Annotated in this window: 11 protein-coding genes; 7 read left to right on the top strand and 4 right to left on the bottom strand. The window is 73.7% G+C overall.

From position 1 onward, the window contains the following. Window positions 1–35: 35 nt before the first annotated feature. Together BCL65_RS08030 and BCL65_RS08035 are read right to left on the bottom strand one after the other, a co-directional pair. Complete coding sequence (locus BCL65_RS08030; RefSeq protein WP_106266852.1) at window positions 36–1658, bottom strand: hypothetical protein; 1623 nt, start codon at window positions 1656–1658, stop codon at window positions 36–38. After that, window positions 1628–2470, bottom strand: a complete 843-nt coding sequence (locus BCL65_RS08035; RefSeq protein WP_106266854.1) for an ABC transporter ATP-binding protein — start codon at window positions 2468–2470, stop codon at window positions 1628–1630. The genes BCL65_RS08030 and BCL65_RS08035 overlap by 31 nt, the downstream gene beginning before the upstream one ends. 120 nt (window positions 2471–2590) lie before the next feature. On the opposite strand from BCL65_RS08035, the gene rmuC reads away from it, so the two are divergent. Next, the gene (gene rmuC / locus BCL65_RS08040) at window positions 2591–4174 is read left to right on the top strand and encodes a DNA recombination protein RmuC (RefSeq protein WP_106266856.1); all 1584 of its coding nucleotides are present in this window, start codon (window positions 2591–2593) and stop codon (window positions 4172–4174) included. A 42-nt stretch (window positions 4175–4216) separates the two neighbouring features. Further along, entirely contained in the window at window positions 4217–5992 is a 1776-nt protein-coding gene (locus tag BCL65_RS08045; RefSeq protein WP_106266858.1) for an SLC13 family permease, read from the top strand. A 3-nt stretch (window positions 5993–5995) separates the two neighbouring features. On the opposite strand, the gene BCL65_RS08050 is transcribed toward BCL65_RS08045, so the two are convergent. Then, complete coding sequence (locus tag BCL65_RS08050) at window positions 5996–7033, bottom strand: 4-hydroxy-3-methylbut-2-enyl diphosphate reductase (protein ID WP_106266860.1); 1038 nt, start codon at window positions 7031–7033, stop codon at window positions 5996–5998. Window positions 7034–7130: 97 nt separating this feature from the next. Between BCL65_RS08050 and xseA the strand changes: the two genes are divergently transcribed. Then, window positions 7131–8417, top strand: coding sequence for an exodeoxyribonuclease VII large subunit (gene xseA, locus BCL65_RS08055; RefSeq protein ID WP_106266979.1), 1287 nt, complete (start codon window positions 7131–7133; stop codon window positions 8415–8417). 7 nt (window positions 8418–8424) lie between these two features. Here xseA and BCL65_RS08060 read toward each other — a convergent pair whose 3' ends face one another. After that, window positions 8425–10056 (bottom strand): ABC-F family ATP-binding cassette domain-containing protein, encoded by a 1632-nt coding sequence (locus BCL65_RS08060; protein ID WP_106266862.1) that lies wholly within the window; start codon window positions 10054–10056, stop codon window positions 8425–8427. A gap of 178 nt (window positions 10057–10234) precedes the next feature. Here BCL65_RS08060 and BCL65_RS08065 point away from each other — a divergent pair, with 178 nt between their 5' ends. From BCL65_RS08065 to BCL65_RS08080, 4 genes are read left to right on the top strand one after another with little or no spacing between them, the layout of a single operon-like run. Beyond that, window positions 10235–10483 carry an exodeoxyribonuclease VII small subunit gene (locus tag BCL65_RS08065; RefSeq protein ID WP_106266864.1) on the top strand — a complete coding sequence of 83 codons (249 nt, stop codon included), beginning with the start codon at window positions 10235–10237 and terminating at the stop codon, window positions 10481–10483. Beyond that, window positions 10483–11406, top strand: a complete 924-nt coding sequence (locus tag BCL65_RS08070; protein ID WP_106266866.1) for a carbohydrate kinase family protein — start codon at window positions 10483–10485, stop codon at window positions 11404–11406. Before BCL65_RS08065 ends, BCL65_RS08070 begins: the two co-directional genes overlap by 1 nt. Next, window positions 11403–12050: a carbonic anhydrase gene (locus BCL65_RS08075; RefSeq protein WP_106266868.1), complete on the top strand. Its 648-nt coding sequence runs from the start codon at window positions 11403–11405 to the stop codon at window positions 12048–12050. The genes BCL65_RS08070 and BCL65_RS08075 overlap by 4 nt, the downstream gene beginning before the upstream one ends. 46 nt (window positions 12051–12096) lie before the next feature. After that, on the top strand, window positions 12097–13530 hold the full coding sequence (locus tag BCL65_RS08080) for a class II fumarate hydratase (protein ID WP_106266870.1): 1434 nt from the start codon (window positions 12097–12099) through the stop codon (window positions 13528–13530). The last annotated feature ends 71 nt before the right edge of the window (window positions 13531–13601 follow it).

Raw genomic sequence — 13601 nt, forward strand, 5'->3', positions numbered from 1 at the left:
CGACACGCCCGGATGCGTGGGCACCGGAGCACCCGTCAGCGGAAGGCGGTCACCTGCGCCAGCAGGTCCGGCAGGCGTCGCTCGTAGACACGTGCGCCCCAGCGGACGCCGACGACGAGCGCACCGGCCGCCGTGGCCAGCCCGACGGCCACCGCGGCCCAGCCGAACCCGGCCGGCGCCCCCAGGATCGCGGCGAGAGCGAGGGCGAGCGTCGGCAGCACCAGCGCGAGCACCACCAGGAAGGCGACCGACTGTGCCACCAGCGTCGCGACCGTCGCGCCCTGCGGCGTCTTGAACGCGCTCTCGCCCGGCTTCGGCACGGGGTACACGAGCCGCGCCGAGACGGCGCTCGACGTCCCCAGGGAGGCGCCCAGCACGCCCAGCGACAGGCCCAGCAGCGCCGGCAGCGCGTCCCACCTGCCGGCGGCACCCGTCGCCGCCACGGCCATCGCGACGACCAGGGGCGCGCCGACGACGACGACCGGCAGCACCCTCCCCCACCGGTCCGCCCGCCCCGGCAGGCCCGTGGCGACGTGCAGCGCGAACGCCGTGTGGTCGTACCCCACGTCGTTCGAGATCCCGAAGCCCAGGATGAACGCCGTCAACGGTGCGACGACGAGCAGCAACCCGGTCCCCGCGCCGGTCGACAGCCCGACCACCGCCAGCGCGACGGGCAGCAGCGGCACCACCGCGAGCGAGACCGCGTACCGCGGATCGCGCACCCAGTAGGTGGCGCACCGGGCCGCGACGGCGCCCGTGGGGGTCGCCGGGAGCCGGGCGAACCAGCCCAGGCCGCGGACCTTCGGGCCGCTGCTGCTGTGCGGAGGGCTCACCAGAGCGCGGGCGAGCGCGCGGTCCCAGACCCACCACGCGGCGCCGAGGGTGACCACGACGACGGCGATGCGGGCCAGCAGGAGCCACCACGCGCCGTCGTGCACGGCGCCCGCGAACGCCCAGGGCGCCCCGAACGGAGTCCACGCGACCACGTCCGCCACCCGGGTCAGCGCCTCGAGCAGCGCGGGACCGGGGCCCGACGCGGTGACCGTGACGCCCTCGGGACCGACGGACTTCTCGGCACCCGAGGACAACCAGGCGACGGCCGGACCGATCAGCAGGAGCGGGACGATCGCCACCACCATGAGGATCTCGCGGTAGCGGCGCGAGTCGAGCAGCGGGGCGAGCGCCGTCGTCGTCGCGCGCGAACCCACCACGCACAGCGCGAGGGCGGCGACGGCGCCGAGCAGGGCCGCCAGGAGCGCGAGCGGGTCGCTCGCCCAGGCGAAGGAGCTGCCCAGGGCGGCGAGCAGCGTCGCCGCGGCCGGCACCGACACGACGCCCGCGACCGCGAGCCCGGCGAGCAGGCGGCGGCGCGGGATCGCGAACGTGACGAACCGCATCGGGTCCAGCGTGGCGTCCATGCCGAACGCGAACAGCGGCACCACCCACCACGCGAGCACGACGACGGCCCCCACCACCGTCAGCACCTGCCCGGTGAGCACGGGGTCGGTCCGGCCGCCGGCGATCGACGCCGCCACGAAGAAGCCGACGACCGTCAGCCCGTAGAGCGCGGCGAAGCAGAGCCCGATCGTCTGCCACACGCTGCGCCGCAGCGTGTTGGCCAGGAGCCTCAGCCGGAGTCGGACGAGGTGCGCAACCACGCCAGGCCCTCCGTCCCTCGGCGGCCGCCGACGAGCTCGACGAACCGGTCCTCCAGCGTCTGCTCGCCGCGCACGGCGTCGACCGTGCCGGCGTCGAGCACGTGCCCGCCGGCGATGATCGCGACGTGCGAGCACATCCGCTGCACCAGGTCCATCACGTGGCTGGACACCACGACCGTGCCGCCCCCGTCGACGTAGGAGTGCAGGATGTCGCGGATGTTGGCGGCGCTGACCGGGTCGACGGCCTCGAACGGCTCGTCCAGCACGAGCACGCGAGGGGCGTGGATCATCGCGCTCGCCAGGGCGACCTTCTTGGTCATGCCGGCCGAGTAGTCGACCACGAACGTGTCCCGGTCGGCCGTGAGGTCCATCGCCACCAGCAGCTCCTCGGTGCGCTCGGCGACCGTCGACCGGTCGAGCCCGCGCAGCAGCCCCGCGTAGGTGAGCAGCTGGGCGCCGGTGAGCCGGTCGAACAGCCGCACGCCGTCGGGCAGGATCCCGAGCCGCGCCTTGGCCTCGTCGGGGTGCGCCCACAGGTCGGTCCCGAGCACGTGGGCCGTGCCGAAGTCGGGGCGCAGCAGCCCGGTCGCCATGGACAGGGTGGTCGTCTTGCCGGCGCCGTTCGGGCCGACCAGCCCGAAGAACGAGCCGGCGGGCACGTCGAGGTCGATGCCGGCGACGGCGATCTTGTCCCCGAACTTCTTCCACAGGCCGCGCAGGCCCAGCGCCGCGGGCGGTGCAGGAGCTCCCGGGGTGGCGGGACCGGGGTCGGCACCCTGGCGAGCGACCTGGTCGGCACCCTGGTCAGCCACCTGGGAGGGGTCGTCAGGCGATGTCACGGGCACCACCGTAGCGGTCGTGGCCGCACCGGATCCGTCCGTCACCCGAGTGCCTCCACCCGGGTGTCGGTACCCCGTGGCAGCCTGAGGCGCATGGAGACGACGACCGCACTGCTGATCTCGCTCGGCACCCTCCTGGTGGGGGTGCTCGTCGGCTGGCTCTGGCACGCCCTGCGCGCGACCGGGCAGGACCGGTCCGGGGAGATGGAGGCCGTGCGCCTGCAGAGCGACCTCGCCGGCGCCCGGCGTGAGACCGCCGCCCTGCGCGACCAGCTCGAGCAGTCCGGCCAGGATCTCGAGCGGCGGCTGGCGGACGCCCGCGAGCAGCACGCCCGGGAGCTCGCAGCGGTCCGCGAGCAGGCGGACAAGCAGCTCGCCCAGGTCCGCCAGGACGCCGACCGCCAGGTCGCCGAGGTCAAGGGCGACCAGGAGCGCACGGCCCAGCAGTTCCGTTCGCTGGCCGGGGAGGTGCTGCAGTCCAGCAGCAAGCAGTTCCTCGACCTCGCCGAGCAGCGCCTCAAGCAGTCCGCGATGCGGGGCGACGAGACCCTCGCCAAGCGCGAGCAGGCGTTCGCCGCCCTCGTGGAGCCGATCGGCAAGAGCCTGGAGCAGGTGCGCCTCGAGGTCGCCGAGCAGGAGAAGAAGCGCATCGAGTTCGACTCGCGGCTCAGCGAGAACATGCGCAGCCTCGCCGAGGTCAACACCGAGCTGCGCAAGGGGACGAACGACCTCGTCACGGCGCTGCGGTCCTCTCAGGAGCGGGGCGCGTGGGGCGAGCTGCAGCTCCAGCGGGTCGTCGAGGCCGCGGGGATGATCGAGCAGGTCGACTTCGACGTCCAGGTCCAGGCCACCAACGACGACGGCGAGACGCTGCGGCCCGACATGGTGATCAACCTCGCCGGCGGCAAGAACATCGTGGTCGACTCCAAGGTTGCGTTCCTCGGCTACCTCGAGGCGCAGCAGGCCGACGACCCGAGAGTGCGCGAGGAGCGCATGGCGGCCCACGTGCGGCACGTGCGCAAGCACGTCGACGACCTGGCCTCCAAGAGGTACTGGGACCTGTTCGACCAGGCGCCCGAGTTCGTCGTGATGTTCGTGCCCGCCGAGGCCTTCCTGTCCGCGGCCCTGGAGCGCGACCCGGCCCTGATGGAGGAGGCGGCACGCAAGAACGTCATCCTGGCCAGCCCGGCCACGCTGCTGGCCCTGCTGCGGACCGTCGCCTACTCCTGGCGGCAGCAGGCGCTGGCGGACAACGCCCAGCGGGTGCTGAAGGTGGGCAAGGAGCTCCACTCCCGGCTCGTCACGATGACCGGCCACGTGACGAAGATGGGCCGCTCGCTCGAGGCGTCGACGAAGGCCTACAACTCGATGGTCGGCTCGCTGGAGCGCAACGTGCTCACCTCGGCGCGTCGGATGGTCGAGCTCGACGTGGTCGACGCGCGGGACGAGATCTCGGAGGTGCGCGGCCTGGAGGAGACGCCGCGGCCCATCACCAAGCCGGAGCTGCTGGCCGCGGAGGAGGGTGGCGTCGTCGCGATCGACTCGGTGAGCGCGGACTCCGCCCTCGAGGCCCTGGTGGAGGCCGACCGCCGGGCCCTGGAGCGGGCGGCCGCCCGCCGGGCCGACGAGGAGGCTGCGGCGCGCTCGGCGGACGACTCCGACGCCGCGGCGGGGTGACGCCTCCGCTTCCCAGTACCCTCGCGTCCGTGGAGCAAGTTCGTGAGCGTTGATGCCTGGGTGACGCTGGCCGTGGTGGCGGGGGTGCTGGCGCTGCTCGTGCGCGGCCGCATCGCTCCCTCGTTGGTGCTGCTGGGCGGTGCCGTCGCCGTGCTGGTCCTCGGGGTGGTCACACCGGAGGAGGCGTTCTCCGGCTTCTCCAACCCGGCCCCCGTGACGGTGGCCGCCCTCTTCGTCCTGGCGGCCGCGGTGGAGAAGACCGGCGCCCTCACGCCGGTGATGCAGCGGACGCTGGGTGACGGCGGCACGTACCGCCGCCCGCTGCTGCGCAGCCTGCCGCCGACGATGGCCGCCTCCGCGTTCCTCAACAACACGCCCGTCGTCGCGATGCTGGTCATGCAGGTGTCCGCGTGGGCCGAGCGGCGTGACATCGCGCCGTCGAAGTTCCTCATGCCGATCTCGTTCGCGGCGATCATGGGCGGGCTGCTGACCGTCATCGGCACCTCGACGACGCTGGTCGTCTCGAGCCAGATGACGACGTTCGGCCTCGACCAGCTCGGCTTCTTCGAGATCTCCCGGATCGGTCTGCCCATCGCGCTGGTCGGCCTCGTGCTGCTGGTGGTCATGGCGCCGATCGCCCTGCCGGACCGGAGATCGGCCCGCGCCGAGGTCGAGGAGGAGGGCCGGCGCTTCTCCTTCGAGATGCAGGTGGTCCCCGGCGGCCCGCTGGACGGCAGGTCCGTCGAGCGGGCGCGGCTGCGGCGTCTCGAAGGGCTGTTCCTCGCCTCCGTGGACCGCGGCGACACCGTGATCGCGCCCGTGCGCCCCGAGACCGTCCTGCGCGGCGGCAACCGGCTGCACTTCGTCGGGCCCGCGCACCGGGTGGTCGACCTCCAGGACACCCCGGGCCTGCGGTCCACCGAGCTGGAGCACGTCCTGGACCTCGAGGAGCCGGCCGTCCGGTACTTCGAGGCCGTCGTGGGTCAGCGGTCGCCGCTCGTCGGCAAGACCCTGAAGGACGTCGGGTTCCGGTCCACGTACCAGGCCGCCGTGCTCGCGATCCACCGGTCCGGCCAGCTCGTCGCCAACCGGCTCGGCACCGAACGGATCCGCCTCGGTGACACCCTGATCATCGTCAGCGACCCCGGGTTCCGCGACCGATGGCGCGACCGGCCCGACTTCCTGCTCGTCGCGGAGCTCGACGGGAGCCCTCCGGTCGCGACGTCGCGCGCCTGGATCCCGGTGGCGCTGCTGGCGGCCGTGGTCGTCCTCGCCGCCACCGGGCTCGTGCCGATCCTCAACGGGGCCCTGGTCGCGGCCGCCGTGCTCCTCGCCAGCAAGGTCCTGACCGTGTCCGAGGCGCGGCGGGCGATCGACTTCGACGTGATCCTCGTCATCGCCTCGGCGTTCGGCCTGGCGGCGGCCATGGAGAGCTCGGGCCTGGCCGAGGCGATCGCGGGCGGGCTCGTGCAGGTGGCCGGCACGCTGGGTCCCTACGGCGTCCTGCTCGGGCTCGTGCTCGCCACGATCGTGCTCACCGAGCTCATCACGAACAACGCCGCGGCCCTCCTGATGCTCCCGATCGCGCTCAACGCCGCCGCCGCGGGCGGGGTCGACCCCCGGGGTGCGGCGATCGCCGTGGCGGTCGCCGCCTCGGCGTCGTTCCTGTCGCCCATCGGCTACCAGACCAACATGATGGTGTACGGCCCGGGCGGCTACCGGTTCACGGACTACGCCCGCCTCGGCTGGATGCTGACCACGCTCGTCATCCTCGCGACCGTGATCCTGGTGCCCGTGTTCTGGCCGCCCGCCGGGTGACGCTCAGACCGGCTGGATCGGCAGCTCGCGCCGCTTCGGACGCGGGCGGTCGTCCTGCCCGCCGGACTCCTTGAGCCCGGCGCGCAGCTCGCGGGGCAGCGAGAACATGAGGTCCTCCGTCGCGGTGCGGACCTCCTCCACGGCGCCGTACCCGCGGTCGGCGAGCATCCGCAGGACGTCGTCGACCAGGATCTCCGGCACCGAGGCGCCGGAGGTCACCCCGACCGTCGTGACGCCGTCGAACCAGGCGTCGTCGATCTCGGTCGCACGGTCGACGCGGTAGGACGAGCGCGCACCGGCCTGCAGGGCGACCTCGACGAGCCGGACCGAGTTCGAGGAGTTCGCCGAGCCGACCACGATGACGAGGTCGCACTCGGGGGCGAGCTTCTTCACCGCGACCTGGCGGTTCTGCGTGGCGTAGCAGATGTCGTCGCTGGGCGGGTCCTGCATCTCGGGGAACTTCTCGCGCAGCCGGCGCACCGTCTCCATCGTCTCGTCGACGGACAGCGTGGTCTGCGAGATCCAGACGACCTTGTCGGGGTCGCGCACCACGACCTTGTCGACCTCGTCGGGAGAGTTGACGACCTGCACGTGGTCCGGCGCCTCGCCGGCGGTGCCCTCGACCTCCTCGTGCCCGTCGTGGCCGATGAGCAGGATGTCGTAGTCGTCCTTGGCGAAGCGCACGGCTTCCTTGTGCACCTTGGTCACGAGGGGACAGGTCGCGTCGATCGTCTCCAGGCTGCGGGCCGCCGCCGACTCGCGGACGGCCGGCGAGACCCCGTGGGCCGAGAAGACGAGCCGGGCGCCCTCGGGCACCTCGTCGGTCTCCTCGACGAAGATCGCGCCGCGCTCGCGCAGCGTGTCGACGACGTGCTTGTTGTGCACGATCTCCTTGCGCACGTAGACGGGCGCGCCGTAGGCGTCGAGCGCCTTCTCCACCGCGACCACGGCGCGGTCGACGCCGGCGCAGTAGCCACGGGGCGCAGCGAGCAGCACGCGCTTGGTGGTGGTGGGTGCGGGGGCCGGAGCAGTCGTCGTCACCCGACCAGTCTAGGAGGCCGGGTGTGGAGAGGCTGTGACGGCCGTCGCAGCGTCGACCGCAGGTCGGCTGTGGGTGGCGTGCGGCATCCTGGGTCGCGTGACCGACGCCAGCCCCGGACCCGACTCCCCCCAGCCGCTGCCCGAGCGCGCCGCGGAGACCACCGCCGAGCGCCCGTGGCCCGTCCGCCTGCTGTCGACCAAGATCCGCGACTACGTCGCCCGGATGTCCTCGGTGTGGGTCGAGGGCCAGGTCGTCGAGCACACCTACCGCCGCACCTCGGGGATGCAGTTCGTCACCCTGCGCGACACGGACGTCGAGGCCTCGCTGCCGGTCAACATGCTGACCCGCGCCTACGACGGCCTGGACCGCAAGCCCGACGTCGGCGACCACGTCGTGGTGCAGGCCAAGCCGGAGTTCTGGGTCAAGACCGGCCGGATGTCGCTGCGCGCCACCGCCATCCGGCAGGTGGGGGTCGGGGAGCTGCTCGCGCGCATCGAGCAGCTGCGCAAGGTGCTCGCGGCGGAGGGTCTCTTCGACGCCGACCGCAAGCGCCCGCTGCCGTTCCTGCCCGCCGTCGTCGGGCTCGTCTGCGGCCGGGAGTCCAAGGCGGAGCACGACGTCGTGGTCAACGCCCGGGCACGGTGGCCCCAGGTGCGCTTCGAGATCCGGGAGGTGGCGGTCCAGGGTGTCAACGCGGTGCGCGAGGTGTGCGAGGCGGTCACCGAGCTGGACGCCCGGCCCGAGGTCGACGTGATCGTGGTCGCGCGCGGCGGCGGTTCGGTCGAGGACCTGCTGCCCTTCAGCAACGAGACGCTCGTGCGGGCCGTCGCCGCCTGCACCACTCCCCTGGTCAGCGCGATCGGGCACGAGACCGACACGCCGCTGGTCGAGCTCGTCGCGGACTACCGCGCGAGCACGCCGACCGACGCCGCCAAGCGGATCGTGCCGGACGTCTCCGAGGAGCGGCAGCGCGTGACCCAGGCCCGCCAGCGGATCCGCGGAGCCGTGACGGCACTGCTGGCGCGCGAGCAGCACGGGCTCGACTCCGTGCGGTCGCGCCCCGTGCTCGCCCGGCCCCTGAGCATGGTCCAGGCCCGGGAGACGGAGGTCGCCCAGCACCTGCGTCACGCCCGGCACTGCCTGGACGCCGCCCTGCTCAAGGGCGCCGGGGAGATCGGTCGCCTCGCGGGTCAGGTGCGGGCGCTGTCGCCCGCCTCGACGCTCGACCGTGGCTACGCCGTCGTGCAGCGTGGCGACGGCGCGGTGGTCCGGGACGCCGCGGAGGTCACCGCGGGTGACCCGGTGCACGTGCGGCTCTCCGCCGGCGCCCTCGACGCGACGGTCACGTCCGTCACGGCCGGCACTGCTGGAACTGCCCCCTGAGGTCCGGTCAGCGGGCGCGGGCCACGCGGCCCTCGTCCCAGACGGGCTCCGCGGACTCCCGCACCGTGCCGTCCTGACCGAACACGAGGAACCGGTCGAAGCCGCGGGCGAACCACCGGTCGTGGGTCACCGCGAGCACCGTGCCGTCGAACGCCTCGAGGCCCTCCTGCAGCGCCTCGGCGCTCTCGAGGTCGAGGTTGTCGGTGGGCTCGTCGAGCAGCAGCGCGGTGCACCCGGCGAGCTCGAGCAGCAGGATCTGGAACCGGGCCTGCTGCCCGCCGGAGAGCCGGTCGAAGGGCCGCTCGGCCGCCGTCGTGAGCTCGTACCGGCGCAGCGCCGCCATCGCCTTGCCGCGGTCCTGCGCATGGTCCTCCCAGAGGATGTCGCGCAGCGTGCGGCCCGCCAGCTCCGGGTGCGCGTGGGTCTGGGCGAAGTGGCCCGGCACCACGCGTGCCCCGAGGCGCGCGGACCCGGTGTGCGCCACGTCGCCGCCCGCGAGCAGGCGCAGGAAGTGCGACTTGCCCGACCCGTTGGAGCCGAGGACGGCGACCCGCTCGCCGTAGAAGACCTCGAGGTCGAACGGCTCCATGAGCCCGACGAGCTCCAGCTCCTCGCACATGACCGCCCGCGTGCCCGTGCGCCCGCCCCGCAGCCGCATGCGGATGTCCTGCTCGCGCGGCGGCTCGGGCGGCGGGCCGGCCTCCTCGAACTTGCGCAGACGCGTCTGCGCCGCGCGGTAGCGCGACGCCATGTCCGGGCTGTTCGCCGCCTGCTGGCGCAGGGTCAGCACGAGCTTCTTGAGCTGCGCGTGCTTCTCGTCCCAGCGCCGGCGCAGCTCCTCGAAGCGCGCGAACCGCTCGCGGCGGGCCGTGTGGAAGGTCTCGAAGCCGGCCCCGTGCACCCACGCGTCCGATCCCGCCGGCCCGGGCTCCAGCGCGACGATCCGGTCCGCCGCGCGCGCGAGCAGCTCGCGGTCGTGGGACACGAACAGCACCGTCTTGCGGGTGGCGCGGAGCTGCTCCTCCAGCCACCGCTTGCCCGGCACGTCGAGGTAGTTGTCGGGCTCGTCCAGGAGCAGCACCTCGTCGGGCCCGCGCAGCAGCGCCTCGAGCACCAGCCGCTTCTGCTCGCCGCCCGAGAGCGTCCGCACCTCCCGCCACTGGGCGCGCTCGAACTCGACGCCGAGCGCCGCCGTCGTGCACACGTCCCAGAGCGTCTCGGCCTCGTAGCCCTGCACCTCCGCCCAGTCGGCGAGCGCCTGGGCGTAGCGCATCTGGGCCGGGACCCCGTCGACGCCGGCGTCCAGCTCCATCACCTCCTGCTCCGCCTCCTCGACGGCGCGGGCGGCGTCGCGGACCCGCGGCGGCGCGACGCCGGCGAGGAGCTGCCGCACGGTGGTGCCGTCGCGCACGGATCCCACGAACTGCGGCATGATCCCCAGCCCGCCGCTCACCGTCACGGCGCCGGCGTCCGGCAGGAGATCCCCGGTGATCAGCCGCAGCAGCGTCGTCTTGCCCGCACCGTTCGGGCCGACGAGCGCGGTCGCGCTGCCCTCCCCGACGCGGAAGGAGACGTCGTCGAGCAGCGCGCGCCCGTCCGGCAGCACGTACTCCACGTGCGCGACCTCAAGATGACCCATGGGCTGATGGTGCGCCGTCGGACGCACCGGGGGCAACGCGATAACGGCGCGTCGCTCGTTCCAGAGGCCTTGAGGGGCTCGGGGCTCGAGGGGCCTCGAGAGGCTCGGCGGGACGACGGAGCGTCCTGACGGACGGACGGACGGGCGCCGTGTCGGTGCGGTGCGGTTGACTGTCCCCGTGACCGACGCAGATCCCACCACGCAGGCCGGCGTCCCCGACGTCGGGACGCTCACGTACGAACAGGCGCGCGACGAGCTCGTTCAGGTCGTCGCGCGGCTCGAGGCCGGCGGCGAGCCGCTCGAGGCCTCCCTCGCCCTGTGGGAGCGCGGAGAGGCCCTCGCCGCCCGCTGCCAGGAGTGGCTCGACGGCGCTCGCGAGCGCCTGGCCGCCGCGCAGGCCACCACGAGCCCCGCCGAGGACGACTGATGGCGCGGCACGTGCTCGCCGTGGGCGAGGCGCTGGTCGACGTGGTGCACCGCGCGGACGGGTCCAGCGCCGAGCACCCGGGAGGTTCCCTGGCCAACGTGGCCCTGACCCTGGGCCGGCTCGGCCGCGACGCCCGTCTGGCGACGTGGCTCGGCCGCGACGACCGCGGGGACGCGGTGCGGGCCTGGCTGGCGGAGTCCTCGGTGACGACGACGGCGGGCAGCGACGGGGCGCCGCGGACCTCGGTCGCGCAGGCCACGCTCGACGCGGCCGGCTCGGCGACGTACGAGTTCGACCTCGAGTGGCGGGTGCCCGCCGGTGCCGGGGCCACCGCCGAGACGCTGGCGGTCCACACGGGGTCGATCGCCGCGGTGCTCGAGCCGGGCGCCACCGGCGTGCGGCGCCTGGTCGAGTCCGCGCGCGCGACGTCGACGATCTCGTACGACCCCAACGCCCGCCCCGTGCTGATGGGCGAGCCCGCGGACGCCCGCGCCCACGTCGAGGCGCTGGTCCGGCTGGCCGACGTCGTGAAGGTCAGCGACGAGGACCTCGAGTGGCTGGCCGCGGGGACCGCCCCGCTGGACGTCGCGCGTGCGTGGGTGCACGATCTCGGCGCGGCCCTGGTGGTCGTGACGTTCGGTGGCGAGGGCGCGACGGCGGTGACGGCGGCGGGCGAGGTCCACGTCCCGTCCCGGTCCGTCCAGGTGGTCGACACGGTCGGCGCGGGCGACTCGTTCATGGGTGCGCTGCTCGACGGCCTCTGGTCGGCCGACCTCCTGGGGGCCGACCGCCGCGAGGCGCTGCACGCCGTCGACCACCGCACCGTGGAGGAGCTGCTGGCACGCTGTGTCGCGGTCGCCGCGGTGACGGTCTCCCGGGCGGGCGCGAACCCGCCGTGGTCCTACGAGCTGGAGGATGCATGACCCCGAAGGACGCCTGGGCCGCACTGCGGTCCGGCAACGAGCGCTTCGTCCGTGACGAGCCCGCCGAACGGTCCCAGATGTCGGTGCGCCGTGCCGAGCTGACGGCGGCGCAGCACCCGCACACGGTGGTGTTCGGGTGCTCGGACTCGCGGGTGGCCGCCGAGATCATCTTCGACCAGGGCCTCGGGGACGTCTTCGTCGTCCGCACCGCGGGTCACGTGGTCGACACCACCGTGCTCGGCTCCATCGAGTACGGCGTCGAGGTGCTGGGCGCACCGCTCGTGGTGGTGCTGGGCCACGACTCGTGCGGAGCCGTCGGCGCCACGGCGCACACCCTGCGCACGGGCGAGCAGCCGCCCGGGTTCGTCCGGTCGGTGGTGGACAAGGTGATCCCGTCGATCGCGGACCTCGCCGGAGCCTCCACGGACGACGACGAGGACGGCGCGTTCGCCGACCGGCTGCGCACGGCGCACGTGCGCCACACGGTCGAAGCGCTCCGCGGCTACTCGCGTGCCCTCGACGCGGCCGTGTCGGAGGGGCGTCTGGCCATCGTCGGGGTCGAGTACGACCTGGCCGAGGGCTCGGCCCGCCTGATCGAGGTGGCGGGCGACGTCGGCGAGGCGCCGCTGCCCCGAGCCGCGTGACACCTCTCACACGCTGACGGCGCCGCCGGTGCGGCACGATAGACGCATGACTTCCGACACCGTCGCCGGCGGCGCCGACGCGCCCGAGACCGAGTACCGCATCGAGCACGACACGATGGGCGAGGTCCGTGTCCCGGCCCATGCCCTGTACCGCGCGCAGACCCAGCGCGCCGTGGAGAACTTCCCGATCTCGGGGACCCCGCTCGAGCGCGGCCACGTCCAGGCGCTGGCCCAGGTGAAGAAGGCCGCCGCCCTCGCCAACGCCGAGCTGGGCGTGCTCGAGCGGGACGTCGCGGACGCGATCGCCGCCGCCGCCGACCGGGTGGCCTCCGGCGAGCTCGACGAGCACTTCCCGGTGGACGTCTACCAGACCGGTTCCGGGACGTCGTCGAACATGAACACCAACGAGGTCCTCGCGACCCTGGCGACCCGGACTCTGGGCCGCGACGTGCACCCGAACGACCACGTCAACGCCTCGCAGTCGTCGAACGACGTCTTCCCCACCTCGGTGCACGTGGCCGCCACCGCCGGGGTCGTGCGGGACCTGGTGCCCGCACTGCAGCACCTGGCCGACGCCCTGTCCGCCAAGGCGGAGGAGTTCGCCGGCGTCGTGAAGTCCGGGCGCACGCACCTGATGGACGCCACGCCGGTGACCCTCGGCCAGGAGTTCGGCGGCTACGCGGCCGCGGTGCGCTACGGCATCGAGCGTCTGGAGTCGGCGCTCCCCCGCGCCGCCGAGGTCCCGCTGGGCGGCACCGCCGTCGGGACGGGCATCAACACCCCGGCGGGCTTCCCCCAGCGCGTCATCGAGCTGCTGCGCGAGGACACGGGCCTGCCGCTGACGGAGGCGCGCGACCACTTCGAGGCGCAGTCCGCCCGCGACGGCCTCGTCGAGCTGTCCGGTGCCCTGCGCACCATCGCCGTCTCCGTGACGAAGATCTGCAACGACCTGCGCTGGATGGGCTCCGGCCCGAACACCGGCCTGGGCGAGATCGCCATCCCGGACCTCCAGCCGGGGTCGTCGATCATGCCGGGCAAGGTCAACCCGGTCATCCCGGAGGCGGTGCTCATGGTGGCCGCCCGTGTGGTGGGCAACGACGCGACGGTGGCGTGGGCCGGCGCGACGGGCACCTTCGAGCTCAACGTGCAGATCCCCGTCATCGCCCAGGGCGTGCTCGAGTCGATCCGCCTGCTGACGAACGCCTCGCGCGTGCTGGCGGACAAGACGGTCTCCGGGCTGACCGCCAACGTGGAGCGGGCCCGGGCGTTCGCGGAGTCCTCGCCGTCGATCGTCACGCCGCTGAACAAGGTGATCGGCTACGAGGCCGCGGCGAAGGTCGCCAAGAAGGCGGTAGCCGAGGGCCTGACGGTCCGTGAGGCCGTCGTGGCGCTCGGCTTCGTGGACCGCGGCGAGGTCACGGAGGCGCAGCTCGACGAGGCGCTCGACGTGCTGTCGATGACGCGTCCCCCGCAGGCCTGACGCCACTCCGCCCTCCGAGACCCGCAGCGCTGGCTCCGCGGGTCTCGGAGGGCGGACTATGTTTGGTAAGC

Source organism: Isoptericola halotolerans, from assembly GCF_003003075.1.
Lineage (GTDB): Bacteria > Actinomycetota > Actinomycetes > Actinomycetales > Cellulomonadaceae > Isoptericola > Isoptericola halotolerans_A.

Coding starts and splice junctions, on each gene's coding strand:
- rmuC (WP_106266856.1), top strand. CDS start 2,591: ATGGAGACGACGACCGCACTGCTGATCTCGCTCGGCACCCTCCTGGTG.
- BCL65_RS08080 (WP_106266870.1), top strand. CDS start 12,097: ATGACTTCCGACACCGTCGCCGGCGGCGCCGACGCGCCCGAGACCGAG.
- BCL65_RS08070 (WP_106266866.1), top strand. CDS start 10,483: ATGGCGCGGCACGTGCTCGCCGTGGGCGAGGCGCTGGTCGACGTGGTG.
- BCL65_RS08075 (WP_106266868.1), top strand. CDS start 11,403: ATGACCCCGAAGGACGCCTGGGCCGCACTGCGGTCCGGCAACGAGCGC.
- BCL65_RS08060 (WP_106266862.1), bottom strand. CDS start 10,056: ATGGGTCATCTTGAGGTCGCGCACGTGGAGTACGTGCTGCCGGACGGG.